Below are 16,483 nucleotides of genomic sequence, written 5' to 3'. Positions count from 1 at the left end.
CTGGCGCTGCTGCCCCCTTGGGTTCAGCAACGTGATCTGCAAAGACCGGGTTTTGCGGTCAGGGCTGTTTGTCAGGCTGAAGGATGCAGACACGCATGTTCCGGCGGTCGTTGGATTGGACATGTCAAAGCTCCGTCAGGCAGTTTCTCCTGACTGTTTCTGAACCAGAAACACGGCGTAGCTGTGGCGATGCCAATCGCAATTGTGACAAAGACCGGGTAATTTTTGGAAAGTGCCCCCGCAAGGCGGAACCAGCCCGTTTGTCCGCTATCTGAGGTAGAGCATCGGGTCGACACGCTCCAGACCGCCTTCAATCACTTCAAAGTGCAAAAAGGCGTTCGCTTCCGACCCAAGTTTTCCGATTTGCTGACCGCGCTTGACCGTATCGCCCTTTTTGACGGTGTATTCGGCCACGTTCACATAGGCGGTCAGCAGTTGCGGTTCATGCCGCAGAACGATGATCGGAACACCATCGGTATCCACAAGGACCGAACCAACCACACCGGCCTCTGCCGCCAGCACGGGGCTGCCGGGGGGCGCTTTGATATCGATCCCGGGGTTTTTGTCTTTGGAAAAACTGCGGACAATTGTGCCGTCCAGCGGGAACACCATCCGTGCTGTTTCACTGGCAATGGTTTCTTCGCCCACATCTATCCGGGGCTCAGGTGCGGCGGCAACAGGCTCCGGATCCGGCAAAGGTTTGGCCGAACTGGGTGGTGCAGGGGTCGGCGTGCCTTCTCCGGGCTGGGTAACCGGTGCCGCTGCTGCCGTTCTCGGTGGCGCCTGGCGGGCAACGGGGATCAGCAGGAACTGGCCTTCTCTGATGGCGAAATCCGGTCCCAGACCGTTCCATTCGGCCAGAGACGCCACCGGCACGTTGTAGAGGCGCGAGATTGTAAAAGCGGTCTCGCCGCGTTCTACTTTGTGGCGGACAGGCTCCTGTGCCGGCGCATCCGTTGCCGTGCCGGACGCCGGGGGCAGGGCGGCGGTTTGCACACCCGAGGCCGCGGGACTGCTGCTTTGTGGTGCGCGGTCAATCGCGCCGCCCGCAAGCGAGCCGATATCGACCGCGCCGGGCTGTACGGATCCGGGTGCCACCGTTGGCTCGGCGACACGGTCTGGCAGCGCAACGACCTCGCCCTCGCGCAGCGGTACAGACTGTTCAATTCCGTTAAAGCGGGCGAGATCTGCTGCATTTACACCAAGACGCGTGGCAATATCGTCAATTGTTTCTCCGCGGTTCGCGACGGCAACCTGATAGGTGGGGTAGGAAATCACACCGCGGTTGTCGGGGGCTGGCCGTGCCGTGGTCTGTACTGAGCTGGCCGCTTCTGCTGTGCCAAAGCCGCCGCCCCGCAGATCAAAGTCCAGGGGCTGGTCACAGGCAGCCAGCAAAAACAATGCGCTGGTGGCTGTCAGTGCAATGTGTACGCGCGCGCGCGGGTATGTCCGGGTCATCTGCTTGTCCTCAAAGTGCCTTGCGGCCCGCCGGTTGTTCCGGCTGTCTTAAACGCAATATAGCAGCTTATGTGTCCTTACCCAAGCCTTCGAGCAAGGGCACAAAACGGACCTGGCGGAGTTCTTCGTATTCGACGCCGTTTTCGGTCTTGCGGGCGACGATCAGATGCTGGACCGCATCCGACTGCCCGACAGGTACAACCATGATACCGCCCGTTTTCAGCTGACCCAGCAGCGTCCCCGGCGGATCCTCGGCCGCTGCGGTCACGATGATCCTGTCAAACGGCGCCTGATCAGGCAGACCAAAGCTGCCATCGGCCGTGATCGCCGTGATGTTTGTCAGGTCCATTTCGTCAAAAAGCGTGCGGGCTTCCCGTACAAGACGGCTGTAACGGTCGACGGTATAGACGCGGCGGGCGAGGCGACTGAGCACAGCGGCCTGGTAGCCTGAGCCGGTGCCGACTTCGAGCACCTTGTCGCGGGGAGAGATTTTCAGCGCCTGGGTCATCAGCCCCACAATGGAGGGCTGGCTGATGGTCTGCCCGCAGGCGATCGGCAGGGGCATATCCTCGTAAGCACGGTCAGAAAAAATGCCCCGGATGAACGGCCCGCGATCTATCGATTCCATGGCCTGCAGCACACGTTTGTCTGTTACTCCGCGTGAGCGCAGAGCGTAGAGAAACTGCATCTTGCGCTCTGCGTCACCCGTCATGTTGCGATGCCTTCCAGCCCCTCCATCACGTCATATGCCGTCAGGTCTGCGCGCATCGGCGTGACCGAAATGTATCCTTCAAGGTTGTCAGCTGCATCTGTGCCCGCTGCCGTTTTGACCTGCTGATCGCCGCCGCGGATCCACAGGAACCGCCGCCCCGAAGGCGACATGTGCGGTTCTGTCGAAAACCCGGTACCGGTCCGCAGACCCTGCCGTGACAGGCGCGTTCCTTTGACACCATCGGCGGGTACAGGTGGGAAATTCACGTTATAGAACAACCGGTAGCCGCTGGTTTCCGTGGGGGTATGGGCGAGAATCCGGCGCACGACATCTGCGCCATGAACGGCGCTGGCCTCGAACGGATTGTCGAGCTGGTTATTGGCAGGACCATAGTACTGAGACAGGGCAATCGCCGGTACGCCCTGAAGGGCTGCTTCCATCGCGCCGCCGATGGTCCCGGAATAGAGCGTGTTTTCCGCAGAGTTGTTGCCACGGTTCACGCCGGAAAGCACCAGATCGGGCGGGCCGTCCTTCATCACGTCGTGCAGACCGGCCAGCACACAGTCTGCCGGGGAGCCTTCGGCGGCAAAGCGGCGTGGCCCCATTTCCGCGATCATCATCGGGTGCGTATAGCTGATGCAGTGCCCGACGCCGGATTGCTCGAACGCAGGCGCCACTGTCCAGACTTCACCACCCGTGCCGGCGATCTCTGCGGCAATATCTGCAAGCACTTTCAGCCCCGGGGCGTTGATCCCGTCGTCGTTTGTAATAAGAATGCGCATGGTGTCCCCTTTACGCCTTGATAGGCGAGGGTTGCGGGGGCGGCAAGCGACGCCCGCCACCAATGGAGTCCGGGTGGTTAAGAAACCTGCAGTTGTGCCAGAACTGCCGCAGCCTGAGCGTGAATATCGTTCAGAGTATCACGGTTTTCACCCGGGAAGAAACGTGCACGGGTCGCGGTTGGCATCGCATCAGGTGTCACGATGTCAACTCTGGGGCCTGTGTTGACAGTCTCTGCCTGCCAGCTGCGCGCGAGAGCGATCTGGGCGGCTTTGCTTGCGCCATAGCTGCCAAAGAATTTCTGGCCCGCGCGGGGGTCGTCAAAAAACACGGCTCTGCCCGACTGGCCCAGCAGCGGGGACACAAATGTGATCAGGGTCGATGTCGCTGTGACGTTGCCGCTGAGGGACTTGGCAAAATCCTTGCCGTCGATGTGATCCGTTGGCGCCAGCGGGGCTGCATGCACCGCCGTGTGCGCCCAGAGATCGAGGCTGCCCCATCGGTCAAATATCCCACGGCACAGGGTCGCCATCGCATCAATGTCTGTGATGTCCATCGGGGCGAGCGTCGCGGTGCCGCCTTTTGCCTTGATGCGGTCATCCAGCTCTTCCAGCGCGCCTGTAGTGCGCGCAAGAGCGACGATGTGGTGCGTGGCGCAAAGCGCTTCGGCCAGTGCTGCGCCAAGGCCGCGAGACGCGCCGGTGATAAGTGCGGTTTTTGTCATGCGCCGGTCGTGACGCGGAAAATGGCTGCCGTCAAGCCGTCTTGCGGTGCCATGTCAGCGTCAGAACCGCACAGTGGGCTATGGCTTCGGTGGGCAATGGTGCGCTCAGGGGCATGCGCAGCGCCCGGTTCCTGCCATAGACAAACGCTGTTGGATAAATCTCAAGGATCGTCGCGGAGATTGCGCTGTTGCAGTTCACAAAAAGGCTGATCTGATCGGGCAGGGCGGGTTTCCAGGCAGCACGCAGCGTCGATCCGGTCCGGCGATTTTCCGGAAGCCAGGATGGCTCTCCCCATTTCAGCGTCTCAACCACCCTAAGGTCAGGCACTTCTGAAGCGGCATCGAGTACGGTTGTGCGGATGTCCTCAAATGCCCTGCGGGCCGGGGCAGGCCATCCTGATACAGCCGTCAAAAAACAACCGGGCAGGGGAGCTGTCACTCTGCGGCGGGTTTCATCTCAAACCCGCTTTCGATCTGATCAGATGGCTCCACGGGGTATTCACCCGAAAAGCACGCATCGCAATACTGGGGCTGGTTGGGATCTCTGCCTCTGGCCTCGCCGACGGCGCGATAGAGGCCATCAAGTGAAATGAACCTGAGGCTGTCGACCTGCAGGTGGTCGCGCATTTCGTCCTCTGACATCGTGGCGGCCAGCAGTTTTTCGCGCTGGGGCGTGTCGACGCCATAAAAACATGGCCAGGCCGTCGGCGGGGACGCGATCCGAAAATGCACTTCCTTTGCGCCGGCATCGAGGATCATCTCCTTGATCTTGCGCGATGTGGTGCCCCGCACCACAGAATCGTCGACCAGAATGACACGTTTTCCCTGGATCAGCGCCCGGTTCACGTTCAGTTTCAGCCGAACGCCCATGTTGCGGATCTGCTCGGTGGGCTCAATAAAGGTCCGGCCCATATACTGGTTGCGGATGATGCCCATGGCATAAGGGATACCGGATTCAAGACTGTACCCGATTGCGGCCGGTGTGCCGCTGTCCGGGACGGGGCACACCAGATCCGCATCAACCGGCGATTCCTTGGCAAGCTCCCGGCCGATGGCCTCGCGCGTTTCATAGACGGAACGGCCCCCAAGGATACTGTCCGGACGCGAAAAATACACATGTTCAAAAATACAGAACCGTGGCTTTCGCGGGCGGAACGGGAAATGCGATTCCACTCCCTTGGAGGTGATCACCACCATTTCGCCGGGCGCGATTTCGCGGATAAATTCGGCGCCGATGATATCCAGTGCGCAGGTCTCGGAGCTGAGCACCCAACCATCACCGACCTGCCCCAGGACCAGCGGACGCACACCAAGTGGGTCACGCACACCGATCAGCTTGGTACGGGTCATGGCCACGACTGAAAAAGCGCCTTCAACCCGGCGCAGGGCGTCTTCCATCCGTTCGGGAATATTGCGCTGCAACGAACGGGCCATCAGGTGAATGATGCATTCGCTGTCGGACGAGCTCTGAAAAATTGAGCCGCGTTCGATAAGCTCGCGGCGCAGAGCGTTGGCGTTGGTGATATTGCCATTGTGGGCAATGGCGGCGCCCCCCATTGCAAATTCCCCAAAGAATGGCTGCACATCGCGGATCGCTGTCTGACCTTTTGATCCGGCGGTGGAATAGCGCACGTGTCCGATAGACAGCGGCCCCTTGAGCGTTTCCATCACGGCCTGACTAGTGAAGTTATCGCGCACGTAGCCAAAGCGGCGTGCGGACTGAAACCCCAGTTCCGGGTGGTGGGTGACAATACCGCCTGCTTCCTGGCCGCGGTGTTGCAGAGCATGCAGCCCCAGTGCCACGAAATTGGCGGCCTCGGCCACGCCGATCACACCGAAAATACCGCATTCTTCCTTTAGTTTGTCGTCATCGCCGGCGTCACGCAGGTATGACGTATCAAAAGGATGGGCGGGGGGCATTGTCCTGGTCAACGGGGCAGCTCCGAATCCGGTGTCTCTCAGGCGCATTATGTAGGGTGTCCGGGCCACAGTGTCACGAAACTATCCGCCAGGGCGCCCGGTTTGTCGCAGGGATGTTACGCAGCGGGCAGATCCGGGTCTCAGCGCAATGCCCGCCGGGCTGCTGCGAGAGACGATCCGCTTACCCCCAGTTGTCCGGCAGACTGCGAAATGCACCCTTTGAGGGTAAAGCTGACAGCGCCACCGGGAGGATTGCTGGCATTATGCGCAGATATTGTGCCACCGCGTGCCGACAAAAGCCGCTGAACCGCCATCAGCCCGTAGCCACCTTCGGACTGGTAGCCGGTTTCTGCGCCGAACAGTCTTTCCGGGGCCGGAAAGCCACTGCCGTTGTCGCGGACCGTGACTTTGAGACCTGATGCTTCTTCTTCGATTGTGAGATCGATCGCCAGGCCGGGCAGGCTGTTGTGTTTTATCGCATTGTCGAGCAGGTTCCGGGTCGCGATCTGGAACGCTGCCTTGTCGCATTCAATGGAAATATTCGGATAGGTGAAGCCGACACTCCGGTGGGGATCCAGCATGTCCCAGAGCATCTCGCAAAGTTCACCGACCTTGATGATCTCTGTGCCCCGGGGCGTTACCAGCGCTTCGGTATAGGACAGAACGTCCGAGATCATCAGGCTGGATTTACTGGCGACCTCGTCCAGCAGATTGATCAGTTCCGCTTTGCCGTCGCCGTGGTCCACGAAATCATCGCGCAGCAGCGACGTCAGGGTGCGGATGTTGCGCATCGGGGTGCGCAGGTCATGCGCCGCGATGGCAACAAACTGCTCTGCCTCTGACAGTGCCTGCCGCGCGGGCAGCGGTTCACATGCTTCGGCAACAACCGGAAAACAGGTGCCAACGGCATAGCGGGCCGCCCCGTCTTCGTCGTGGACGACGGACAGATCAGAGCGTATTGGCCCGCTGAAACCATTCCATGACCGCGTCACCTGGTATGTTGCAGAGCGCCCTGTTGTCAGGGCCGCGCGCTGGTGATCCATTGCCAGCAGTCCGTTTTTACCTGGAAACAGGCTGGTCTCTGTCTTGCCAAGTGCATCCGCGACCGCAATCCCGGTGGCGTCGGACCAGCGCGTGTTGGTCCAGATGTATCTGGGGGTCAGGTTTCTGTCAGGTGCAATGACGAAAACAGGTGCTGCAATCTGCTCGTACGGGTCGAACCGGCTGATATCCACGTGCCACAGTCTCCTGTTGTCAGGCTACTGCACAATTGCACAAATAAGAATAATTTCAGGTTAAAAGCGCAAAAAGCAAAATGCGCTTACTGCCCGCAGTTGCCAACAAGTGCTTCGTAACGCGCCGTGATCCAGCCCAGTGCCTGCTCGGGTTCAGCGGTTTCAATCTGTTCTGCAACCTGTGCAAAGACGACCGCAGAGCGGCTTTCATCCACAACCGAATAGCTTTCTCCGGTGATCACTGTCTCGTAGACAAAGAACGCCACCGCCACCAGCAGCACACCGCGCGCGACCCCGAACAGAAAGCCCAGACCCTGGTCGATACCTCCCAGCGCCGAACGCTGGATCATGCTGGAAAAGAGCGGTGTGAAGAGCGATACCACGATCAGAGCAACCGCGAAAACAGCAGCAAAGGCACCGATAATGGACAGCTCGCAGCTGTCCGCAAGAAACTCTCCGACCACCGGAATTTCACGTATCAGAGGTTCCACCTGGGGGGCGAACATAAAGCCCAGAACAGCCGCTGCGACCCAGCCGACGATGGCCATAAGCTCGCGCACCAGGCCGCGCCCGTATGCCAGCAGAGCCGACACAAGAATGACCAGAGCCACTGCGCCGTCAACTAACGTGAAACCATCCATAGAGCCTTCAGCCTTTCTGTCCCTGGTCAGCCCGCGCCGAAAATCTCACCGACAAATCCCGTCAGATCCGACATCGTGTTCAGCGCAATGCCCTGCACATCGACAGATTTGCCACCTGTCGCTGCGATTGCGCTGGTGAAACCAAGTTTTTGCGCTTCTTTCAACCTCAATTCCGTCTGAGTGGCGGGTCTGAGCGCACCGGACAGGCTGATTTCGCCGAAAACAACTGTATCTGCCGGCAGTGCGGCATCTTCGCGGGCACTCAGAAGAGCGGCTGCAACCGCCAGATCTGCCGCCGGTTCGGATACTTTCATGCCGCCTGCCACATTAAGATAGACATCGAGACCCGCAAAGGGGATCCCGCAGCGCGCTTCCAGCACCGCAAGGATCATTGCCAGACGCCCGCCGTCCCAGCCGACAACCGTGCGCCGCGCCTGGGCATGCGGTGACGGGGCAACAAGAGCCTGAAACTCCACAAGCACAGGGCGCGTTCCCTCGACCCCGGCAAACACCACCGAGCCGGGGCTGGGTTCGCCGCGCTCACTGAGGAAAAGGGCGGATGGGTTGGTGACCTCTGACAAGCCGCCCCCTGTCATCTCGAAGACACCGATCTCATCTGCCGGGCCAAAGCGGTTTTTCACCGCGCGCAGGATACGGAACTGATGCCCGCGTTCGCCCTCAAAATAGAGCACAGTATCCACCATATGCTCTACCACGCGGGGCCCGGCAATCTGGCCTTCTTTGGTCACGTGCCCCACCAGGACAACGCTGATGCCTTTGCGTTTCGCAAAACTGGTGAGCTCATGGGCGGCGGCGCGGACCTGGCTCACTGACCCGGGCGCGCTCTCGACGTTGTCTGCCCACATGGTCTGGATGGAATCGATGATTGCCAGCTGCGGGCGTTCGGTTTCCAGCGTGGTCAGGATGTCGCGCAGATTTGTTTCAGCGGCGAGTTTCACCGGCGCATCTGCAAGCCCCAGACGACGGGCGCGCATACGCACCTGGGCCGAGGCTTCCTCGCCCGAGACATAGATGGTTTTGAGGCCCTGACGCGCAAACTGTGCTGCGGCCTGCAGCAACAGTGTCGACTTGCCAATGCCCGGATCCCCGCCCACCAGAATGGCAGATGCCGCGACCAGACCACCGCCCAGAACACGGTCCAGCTCCCGGATGCCGGAATTGGTGCGCGGCGGGGGTGCTTCCTCGGTCGACAGGTCAGTCAGCGTGATCGCAGCGCCGCGTTTGCCCCCAAGGGATTTGGCCGGACCTTTGGAAATGCCAGCGTCCTGGGAGATGGTGTTCCATTCACCACAGGCTTCGCAGCGACCGGCCCATTTGGTGGTAACGTTGCCGCAGGCTGAGCAGGAAAAAGAAGGGGATTTTGCCATATGCCCGTAATGACCCAGGCTCCCGCAAGGGTCAAAGGCAAAATGCCGGGGGCTTGCGCGATCACGGCCCCCTGAAGTGGCTGGAACCGCATCGGCAGACAGCGGATCAGGCAGGCGGTTTTCAACATGTTCTTGCGTGCGGGTGAGGTGTCTGGAGTGATTACAGGTCGGCAGGGTGATATGCCGACGGACGTCAGACTGACGTACAGGTCCGTTTTGTTTTTCTCACACGGAATCCGCGCGCCTGTGATGCAGAAGCAGGGTGCTGTGCCGGGCGGAACACCCGGCACAGTGATCTGATCAGGCCAGACCGACGCCGTCAGCCTTGATCCCGGCAATGCGGATGATCGAGGCCAGTGTCCAGGCGGCATCGTCCACATTGTCCTCGCCGTCCTTCAGCAGCGGATCATCCGAGGGCGACCAGCACGGATCAAGCGAGACCCAGCTGCGCGGATCACCTTTGAGGAGCCCGGCAAAGACCGAACAGACGATCACAGAGCCCACGCGTCCGAGGGTGTTGCCGCCGTTGCCCTGTGCTTCGCGCAGAATATAGTACCAGAGTGCATCCGGCTCTTCGGGACGCAGGCTGATCTCGGGCACGCAGAATTTGCGCGCCACCGACGTGCCGGACGGCAGATCAAAGGACACGCCGCGCTTGAGGTTGCGGAAGGCCAGAACATTGCCCGGATCGCCCGGTGTGCCCTCGAACAGGAAGGCCAGTGCGTTGGACAGTTTGGTGTCGATCTTGCGTGCCATCTGCGGGAAAATCCCGGGCGCAGAGGAGGTCATCTGCAAAAACCAGTCCCACTGAATGCAGTTTTCCGGCTTCATCGGGCGGAACCCGCGCAGGTCGTCCGGATCGCCGCCGCCGGTGTTGTCAAAGATCGGCACATTTACGCCGAAACCGCGTTCCGGGTGGTTGGTCTGGTAGCCGTTGCGCACCATGGAATGACCGAAACGGTAGGCCGCAACGGAGAATTCAACCGGCATGAAAGGCTGGTGTTTCCAGCTGTAGATATCATCCAGCTGGCATTTCCACAGTTTGCGCCCGTCGCAGGTTTTCTCGAGTTTCAGCGCGCATTTATAGACCTCATCCACGGCGATGCGCGGGATGAAATCGTTCCAGACAATATGCTGATAAAGCCAGCGCAGCGTTTTGCGCGCGCGCTCGAACACCTCGCCCGTCGCGGCACCGGGATCAGCGGCGCGGGCACGGTCGACGAGTGCGTTGTGGGCCAGCAGAAAGGCGAGCTGCAGCTGGCTGACCATCGAGTTTTCGTCGTTGCGCATGTCACCGATGAGCGCGCGTCCGCGGAAACGGGGCAGATCGGGCAGGTCAGGCCGACCCTCGATCTCGCCGATTGCGAGCTTGGCCTTGTCCGTCGGATCGTACAGATATGGCTGGTCGTCCGGACCGGCACCATAGATGTTGTCCAGATCCAGCCGCGGTGTCCTGAAATTGATCAGACCGTTGGGGTCGTTTTTCCGCATCAGGGACGAGGCGGGATCAAAGGTGATATCGTGATCAACGAACTGGCCGAAATAGGTGTAGCCCGCTGGAATGCTGGATCCGAAATCAGCCTCGAGCTGGTCGATTTTGGCCTGATCGGCTGCGATATCTGCAGGCAGTTCGCCCGGCAGTTCAATCATCAGGTTGTTTGCGATGTCCAGAAGTGCCGCGTCGGAATCAGAAACCCCCGGCGCGTGCCAGGGATCGAGATCAGGACAAAGCCTGCCAAAAGGACCGTGATAGAAGGCTGACCGGGGGGCAAGAATATCAAAATGCCGGGAACCATGTGCCATAATAAAACTCCAAAAAATATTGATCGTAAAAACAGCAGGCGAAAATTGCCTGCACCTTAAAGTAGCACAAAACCGGTCTTTTCGCCATAAACTTACAACATGGCCAGGGCAGGCGGAAAAACAGGGCAGTCGCCCGGGCAGAAACCGGCGGGAGAGAGGGACGAAAATGTATTCAGCTGAAAAACCTGTAAGGGACCTGGCCGAGCTGGAAAGCATGTTCGATCCGATGCACCCCAGCCAGGTCAACAAGTTCATCGATCATATCGATGCGCATTGCGCGGCCTGGATCGCGCGGACGACCTTTTGCACCATCGCCAGCTGCAATGCGGCCGGGCAGATGGATGTCTCGCCCAAGGGCGATCCGGCGGGGTTTATCAAGGTGATCGACGCCCGGACCATCGCCATACCGGACCGCATTGGCAACAACCGCGCCGACACCTTCCGCAATGTTTTAGAGGTCCCGCGCGTGGGGCTGATGCTTGTGGTGCCCAAACGCAAGGAGGTCGTGCGGATCAACGGGGGCGCGGAGCTGGTGCGGGATGAAGCGCTGCTGGATCTGACCACGCTGAACGGTCACCGGCCCGGTCTGGTACTGCTGGTGCGGGTGGAGGAAGCCTTTTTTCATTGCGGTAAATCGATGATCCGCTCGGCGATGTGGCAGCCGGAAAAATGGGGCGATCCGGCGGGTCTGCCAAGCTATTCCCAGGCGCTGAAAGACCATGGGGATATGGAGATGCCGCTGGAGGATATCGAGGCGCGCATGGCCTACAACGAAAGCGACCGGCTTTACTGAGATGCCGCGCGCGGCGGGTTAACAGAGCGCGCGCGCAACGGATGTCGGTGTATGGGGCCCCGGGACGGGTGAGGCCCCCCGTATCCCCTGAAAATATGGAAAAGGCGACGTCGGTAAAACGTCGGTGTTGCGTCGGTATTACGTCGGTGCGTGCGGTGGGTTCTGGCAGATTTGCAGGGTTTAATGCGCCGCGCGCCGTGTAAAGATTGATGAGCGGTTAAGGTCTGACGTGTCGGCGGCGCTGGCCTGCGCGTCTGCAGCGGCGGCATGCCATGGCGATGGTGCAGGGACTGTCCCGGGGTCAGCCGGACGCCCCCGGCGCAGCGGAGGGGTATTTCGCACCCTGGAAAGGTGCACGCGCAACCGGCGAGGCACAGGCCACCGCCGCGCCCGTCTGCAATCCTTTTCCTGCACATATGGCTCTCTGCAGGGAGGCATCGGCGGCACCGGCCAGCACCTCACGCGGGGCGAGGGGGAGGGCACAGGTGCGCCTGTCGCAGCATTCCGAGTGGCAAAGTGGTCTGACCGGCAGAACAGGCAATCTGGAAGCAGGCCGGGGTGTACTCCGGGGGATGAGGTGTTTTGGGCGCGGGACGGAACCGCCTGTGCGCTCTGGGCAAATGGTCCGGCGCTGTCGGCTGCCCGGGCGATCTGTGCTGTCGCCGCCCGGGCAACAGGGTCTGGCACCGGGAAAGGTCCTGGCGTCAGACCGGTGTTTTTGAAAGTGCGACAGGCCGCGAGGGTTTCGCGGCCTGTGCTGTCTGCGTTTTAGTCCTGTTTCGCTCTGATGCTGTCGCGATAGAGCGCTTTGACCAAGGAAATCATCATGAAGACCATGACAATCGTAAAGGGCAGCGCGCCAATGATCATCGCGTTTTGCAGCGCTCCGAACGGGTTGGACTCGGCACCGCTGTTGCCCGCGATGATCAGGGCCCCGATGACCGACGTGAGGATCAGGCCCCAGATGATGCGGTGTTTGATGCCGGTTTCCTGCTCCCCGCCGGACATGATCGTGTTCATCACGAGGATGCCCGAGTCTGCCGATGTCACAAGGAAGGTCATGATCAGAACCACACACATGATGGTGATGGCCGACAGGAACCCGCCCGAGATCATCTGTTCAAGCGTTGCAAAGAGTTTGGCCGTGTTGGTCGCCCCGATCAGGGACCCCGCAGCGTCGCCGTTGAGCTCCAGATCAATTGCAGTGCCGCCCAGAATGGTCATCCACAAAAAGCACACGATGGCAGGCGCGATCACGCAGCCAAAGATGAACTCCCGCACGGTGCGCCCCTTGGAGATGCGTGCGAGGAAGAGGCCCACGAAAGGCGAGAAGGCGATCCACCAGGCCCAGTAGAAGGTGGTCCAGCCGGCCTGCCAGCCGAACTGTCGGCCCTGCTCACCTGCCGCATAGATCGCCGCTGCATCGAGACCGGCGGCAGAGGCAGGCAGACCGTCGGTGAACCCGCCCAGTGATCCCCAGGGCGACGTGGCAGAGCCATAGATGGCTGCGACATCCTCGGCAGGCAGCGCCTGTGCCGGGGCCGGAAGTGCTGCTGCAAAGGCGTCTGCCGATTGCGGGCCATAGGCGCCGAACGACATCTGGACAAAGTGCAGGATGTAGTCGACCAGGCCTGCGCCAAACTTCGTCATGGCAAAGAAGAACGAGCCGAAGACCACAAAGGTGAGCAGCAGGATCGCCGACAGAACGAGGTTGAGGTTCGACAGGTATTTGATGCCCCGGCCGACGCCTGAGACGGCGGAGAGGATCGACAGGCCCATGATCACCAGCAGTGCGGCAATCAGGCCGACGGTGCTGGGTTTGGGGGCTTCTGCATCGCCGTTCATCAGCCATTCCATTCCGGACACCGCATAGACGCCGTCAACGAACTGGCTGACGCCGAAACCAATGGTGACGGACACGCCGAGGATCGTGGCGACAACGCCAAGCACGTCCACCAGGTGACCCAGAAAACCGTTCGCGGCCTTGCCCAGCAACGGGGTGAGGGCGGACCGGATCGTCAGCGGCATTTCCCGCGTATAGGCATAGTACGCCAGCGACAGGCCGGTCAGAACATAGATCGCCCAGGCGTGGAAGCCGTAGTGCAGGAAGGTGTAGCGATAGGCCGCTTTCACCGCCTCTTCGGAATTCGCGGCCACCTCGCCGGACAGGACCAGCGGGTTTGACCCCCACAGACCCAGCGGCTCGGCGGTGGCAAAGACCATCAGTCCGACACCCAGACCGGCGCCGAACATCATCGAGAACCATGAGAAGTTCGAGAATTCCGGCACGGTGTTTGCGGTGCCGAGCTTTTTGCTGCCGGTGGCGGGCAGGAGGGCCAGCACAAACAGGAAGAAGGCAAAAACGCCGACCGAGATGATATAAAACCCATTAAAGCCGTTCAGCAGGGTGCCGTTCACGGACGACAGGACACTGCTGGCATTGCCGGGCCAGACTAGGGCCCACAGGACCAGTGCGACCATGATCGCCTTGCTGATCAGCGCGATGGGAAGGCTGTATCCTTCGTAAAATCCGGATGGAGCCTTTTCGATCTCCAGATCGGTAAAGGGTGGTTTAATAGACATTGTAAGTCCCCTGTTTCTTTGGTTGCGCCGTTGTTCGGTTTCCTGCAGCCGGCTGGCGCATCAGCTGCGGAATTTTCTGATCTGTTCTAGTCATTGTCGGACAGCCCCGCACCGGCCCCCAGAAGCCGCGAGGCTTCGGTTGCGGGGGCAAATGTGCGCTGCGCAAAGACATCTAGGCGCGCCCAGATGTCCGGCGTCACACTGCCACGCAGGCCGGGGCGCTGCGTGGTCCCGATGGGCGCATCTGTGCGCTGGCAGGTCACTGTCGCAGCTTTTGCGACGTTGATCTGCCGGTGTGGATCATCGATGCGGATGCTGTCGCCGTCCGTGTCGATCCGGACGTTGTCATATGTCACGCGCACGGGCGCTTTGAGGTGGATCGCGGCCCAGGCCACAAAGGGCACCACCAGCAAGGGGCAGGAGACGCTGAGCATTCGCACAGGCCGTCCGTCTGCAAGCCGGTCTGCGCAATCGTTCAGCGTGGCACCGGCGGCGAGCGGGCACAGAGCACCGCCGCGCGCATGCCAGTCACCTATCAGAGAGACCGGTGCGACCTGCGCGTGGGGCAGCCCGTCGTTCCGGGCCAGCACATCGCACAAAAGCGCAGGCCCGGCCAGATCATGCGCGGCAAGCCACCGCGTGGCGCGCGCGGCTTCCTCGGCCATGCCCCAGGACAGGCCCGCACCCCGTGCGGCGCGTTTGGCATGGGCTGCGATCTCGTTGAGAGAATGGCTCATGCCCCGGCCTCATGCGCGGGAGGATAGGACCAGTCATCGGCCTGCGTGCCTGCCAGCTCTTCGGGGTAGGGCGCGTTGCCGAACATGCAGATGCGCACCCACCGGTCAGAGCGCGGGTCGAAATGCGTGGCGCCGAAAAAGGACAGTTTACAGCGCAGCATATCAATCGGCATCAGCTCTGAGCCGATGGTGTTGTCGCGGATTTCTGCATAGGGCGCGCGCGCGACGATCTGGGCGCGTCTGACGCTGTGGCGGTGTTCGGGATGGGCCAGAAGAAAACCCGCGAGGGGCGCATCCCCGTCCATGCTCTGCAGTGCCCCGGCCAGGGCCGCGGCATCCCGCCCGGGGGCCAGGGGCTGTTCGTAGGGGGCGATGGGTTCCTCGAAACGCTCGCCCAGGCGCGGCTCCAGCTTTTCTGCCGAGACATACCACGCCCGCGCGCAGTGCTGCTGCTGCGTCCAGTCCGTGTCCAGTGCCCAGCCATAGGCCCGGGCCAGGATCGCGCGCAGTTCGCCCACACGCATGGTGCCATCGATGCGAAAGGCTGCGCTGTTCTGGTCTGACATCCGGTCGGCCAGAGGATCGACAAGCGCGCCGTAGGGTTCCATCAGCAGGGAGGCCAGGCATTCCTGCGCGTCCTCGCCCAGTGTGTCCTCTGCCCAGCGGTAGAGGCGGTCCCAGGGATGGCCGGTGCGCAGATCTGCCTGTGCGACGTGGTCTGCCAGCGCGCGCAGGTCGCCGCGCAGCTGCCGGAGCTTGTTGATCTGGAGGGGATGCGCGGACTGCCAGCGCTCTGCCGAGACCCGTGCGCGCCCGAGCAGTGCGCGAAAAGTCTGTGCCTCTGCAGGGTTGGCCCGGGGCAGGTTGCGCACAATCGCGATTGCCTCTTCGCGCGCGGCAATCCAGTTGTTCAGCAGCATCGGATGGTTGATCAGAAAGGGTGCCATGCCAAGCCCGGTGGAATTGCCGATGCCGAGACTGCGCGCAATTTCTGCGTCCAGGGTCACGGTTGCCGCACCACCTTTGAGGCTGGCCATATGCTGTACCAGATCGCGCACGTAGTTGCGGGTCAGAAAGACGGACAGCATTTCGATCTGAAAGGGGGCCGCGCATTCCGGGCGGTCCGCGATCATTTCACGGTCTGCCGCCCCCAGTTTGCCCGACCCGTAAACCGCCGTGGTGCGCATCAGATAGCCGACCCTGTCGACTTCCGCCTGCGCGGGCTGCTCTCCGGCGGCAAGGCAGGACACCACATGATCCCACAGCCGCACCGAGCGGTTGGCGCGCGACACCGACAGTTCTTTTGCGCTGACGCGGCCCGCTTCCTGGAGCGGGATGTTTTTGCGCAGACGCGCGATATCTGCGGCATCCGGCACGCCGTCAAACAATGTGAACGTGCTGTCCCAGCGGGTGGCGATGACGCGGTCCGAGCGGTCCTCGGGCGGCAGATCATGGCCGAAAGCGATCAGCGAATAGGTGCGGTCCGGCGTATGGGCGCAATAAACGGCATGGCCGACGCCTCTGGCGTCAAACGCGAAAACAGGGCGCGAGAATGTCCAGTTTTCGCGCGTCATCCGGCGTGTCAGGATGCGCATAAAGGACAGGCGGGACTGGTGGAAAGACCCCAGACGCGACAGTCGCATGACCACCGCAGGGTCACGTCTGGCAATGGTCTGTGCTGTCGTCGCCTCTGGCCGCATGGCCCGTCC

The 16,483-nt window shown here is 61.2% G+C and carries 14 protein-coding genes; 1 reads left to right on the top strand and 13 read right to left on the bottom strand.

Features of this window, described 5'->3' with window-relative positions:
- Nucleotides 1-267: 267 nt before the first annotated feature.
- The 10 genes from Q1A34_RS04275 to Q1A34_RS04230 form a co-directional block, all read right to left on the bottom strand.
- A complete protein-coding gene (locus tag Q1A34_RS04275) occupies nt 268-1,458 on the bottom strand; it encodes a LysM peptidoglycan-binding domain-containing protein (RefSeq protein WP_300031196.1) in 1,191 nt (396 codons plus the stop codon).
- A gap of 67 nt (nt 1,459-1,525) precedes the next feature.
- Entirely contained in the window at nt 1,526-2,170 is a 645-nt protein-coding gene (locus Q1A34_RS04270; RefSeq protein ID WP_300031193.1) for a protein-L-isoaspartate(D-aspartate) O-methyltransferase, read from the bottom strand.
- Nucleotides 2,167-2,952: a 5'/3'-nucleotidase SurE gene (gene surE, locus Q1A34_RS04265; protein WP_300031191.1), complete on the bottom strand. Its 786-nt coding sequence runs from the start codon at nt 2,950-2,952 to the stop codon at nt 2,167-2,169. Before surE ends, Q1A34_RS04270 begins: the two co-directional genes overlap by 4 nt.
- Nucleotides 2,953-3,029: 77 nt before the next feature.
- Entirely contained in the window at nt 3,030-3,674 is a 645-nt protein-coding gene (locus Q1A34_RS04260) for an SDR family oxidoreductase (protein WP_300031189.1), read from the bottom strand.
- 31 nt (nt 3,675-3,705) lie between these two features.
- Nucleotides 3,706-4,086 (bottom strand): hypothetical protein, encoded by a 381-nt coding sequence (locus Q1A34_RS04255; RefSeq protein ID WP_300031186.1) that lies wholly within the window; start codon nt 4,084-4,086, stop codon nt 3,706-3,708.
- Nucleotides 4,087-4,109: 23 nt separating this feature from the next.
- Nucleotides 4,110-5,594: an amidophosphoribosyltransferase gene (purF, locus tag Q1A34_RS04250; protein ID WP_300031183.1), complete on the bottom strand. Its 1,485-nt coding sequence runs from the start codon at nt 5,592-5,594 to the stop codon at nt 4,110-4,112.
- 140 nt (nt 5,595-5,734) lie between these two features.
- Nucleotides 5,735-6,829 (bottom strand): PAS domain-containing sensor histidine kinase, encoded by a 1,095-nt coding sequence (locus tag Q1A34_RS04245; protein WP_300031181.1) that lies wholly within the window; start codon nt 6,827-6,829, stop codon nt 5,735-5,737.
- Between the two features lie 86 nt (nt 6,830-6,915).
- A complete protein-coding gene (locus tag Q1A34_RS04240; protein ID WP_300031178.1) occupies nt 6,916-7,470 on the bottom strand; it encodes a CvpA family protein in 555 nt (184 codons plus the stop codon).
- Nucleotides 7,471-7,496: 26 nt separating this feature from the next.
- Nucleotides 7,497-8,858: a DNA repair protein RadA gene (gene radA, locus Q1A34_RS04235; RefSeq protein WP_300031175.1), complete on the bottom strand. Its 1,362-nt coding sequence runs from the start codon at nt 8,856-8,858 to the stop codon at nt 7,497-7,499.
- 300 nt (nt 8,859-9,158) lie between these two features.
- Nucleotides 9,159-10,661, bottom strand: a complete 1,503-nt coding sequence (locus Q1A34_RS04230) for a heme peroxidase family protein (protein WP_300031172.1) — start codon at nt 10,659-10,661, stop codon at nt 9,159-9,161.
- A 166-nt stretch (nt 10,662-10,827) separates the two neighbouring features.
- Between Q1A34_RS04230 and Q1A34_RS04225 the strand changes: the two genes are divergently transcribed.
- Nucleotides 10,828-11,454, top strand: a complete 627-nt coding sequence (locus tag Q1A34_RS04225; protein WP_300031169.1) for an MSMEG_1061 family FMN-dependent PPOX-type flavoprotein — start codon at nt 10,828-10,830, stop codon at nt 11,452-11,454.
- A gap of 768 nt (nt 11,455-12,222) precedes the next feature.
- Here Q1A34_RS04225 and Q1A34_RS04220 read toward each other — a convergent pair.
- From Q1A34_RS04220 to Q1A34_RS04210, 3 genes are all read right to left on the bottom strand, one after another.
- On the bottom strand, nt 12,223-14,037 hold the full coding sequence (locus Q1A34_RS04220) for a BCCT family transporter (RefSeq protein WP_300031166.1): 1,815 nt from the start codon (nt 14,035-14,037) through the stop codon (nt 12,223-12,225).
- Nucleotides 14,038-14,123: 86 nt separating this feature from the next.
- Nucleotides 14,124-14,774 (bottom strand): DUF3726 domain-containing protein, encoded by a 651-nt coding sequence (locus tag Q1A34_RS04215; RefSeq protein ID WP_300031164.1) that lies wholly within the window; start codon nt 14,772-14,774, stop codon nt 14,124-14,126.
- Nucleotides 14,771-16,474 carry a hypothetical protein gene (locus tag Q1A34_RS04210; RefSeq protein ID WP_300031162.1) on the bottom strand — a complete coding sequence of 568 codons (1,704 nt, stop codon included), beginning with the start codon at nt 16,472-16,474 and terminating at the stop codon, nt 14,771-14,773. The genes Q1A34_RS04215 and Q1A34_RS04210 overlap by 4 nt, the downstream gene beginning before the upstream one ends.
- Between the last annotated feature and the right edge of the window lie 9 nt (nt 16,475-16,483).

This window comes from uncultured Roseobacter sp. (genome assembly GCF_947491795.1).
Classification (GTDB): Bacteria; Pseudomonadota; Alphaproteobacteria; order Rhodobacterales; family Rhodobacteraceae; genus Roseobacter.
Note: the sequence above shows the minus strand (reverse complement) of the source record. Positions and strands in the feature narration are given on the sequence as shown.

What these genes read in the sequence shown, in the direction of transcription:
- Q1A34_RS04275 (WP_300031196.1), bottom strand. Translation starts at nt 1,458, where the DNA reads ATGACCCGGACATACCCGCGCGCGCGCGTACACATTGCACTGACAGCC.
- Q1A34_RS04230 (WP_300031172.1), bottom strand. Translation starts at nt 10,661, where the DNA reads ATGGCACATGGTTCCCGGCATTTTGATATTCTTGCCCCCCGGTCAGCC.
- Q1A34_RS04210 (WP_300031162.1), bottom strand. Translation starts at nt 16,474, where the DNA reads ATGCGGCCAGAGGCGACGACAGCACAGACCATTGCCAGACGTGACCCT.
- Q1A34_RS04215 (WP_300031164.1), bottom strand. Translation starts at nt 14,774, where the DNA reads ATGAGCCATTCTCTCAACGAGATCGCAGCCCATGCCAAACGCGCCGCA.
- Q1A34_RS04225 (WP_300031169.1), top strand. Translation starts at nt 10,828, where the DNA reads ATGTATTCAGCTGAAAAACCTGTAAGGGACCTGGCCGAGCTGGAAAGC.
- radA (WP_300031175.1), bottom strand. Translation starts at nt 8,858, where the DNA reads ATGGCAAAATCCCCTTCTTTTTCCTGCTCAGCCTGCGGCAACGTTACC.
- Q1A34_RS04260 (WP_300031189.1), bottom strand. Translation starts at nt 3,674, where the DNA reads ATGACAAAAACCGCACTTATCACCGGCGCGTCTCGCGGCCTTGGCGCA.
- Q1A34_RS04220 (WP_300031166.1), bottom strand. Translation starts at nt 14,037, where the DNA reads ATGTCTATTAAACCACCCTTTACCGATCTGGAGATCGAAAAGGCTCCA.
- surE (WP_300031191.1), bottom strand. Translation starts at nt 2,952, where the DNA reads ATGCGCATTCTTATTACAAACGACGACGGGATCAACGCCCCGGGGCTG.
- Q1A34_RS04270 (WP_300031193.1), bottom strand. Translation starts at nt 2,170, where the DNA reads ATGACGGGTGACGCAGAGCGCAAGATGCAGTTTCTCTACGCTCTGCGC.
- Q1A34_RS04240 (WP_300031178.1), bottom strand. Translation starts at nt 7,470, where the DNA reads ATGGATGGTTTCACGTTAGTTGACGGCGCAGTGGCTCTGGTCATTCTT.
- purF (WP_300031183.1), bottom strand. Translation starts at nt 5,594, where the DNA reads ATGCCCCCCGCCCATCCTTTTGATACGTCATACCTGCGTGACGCCGGC.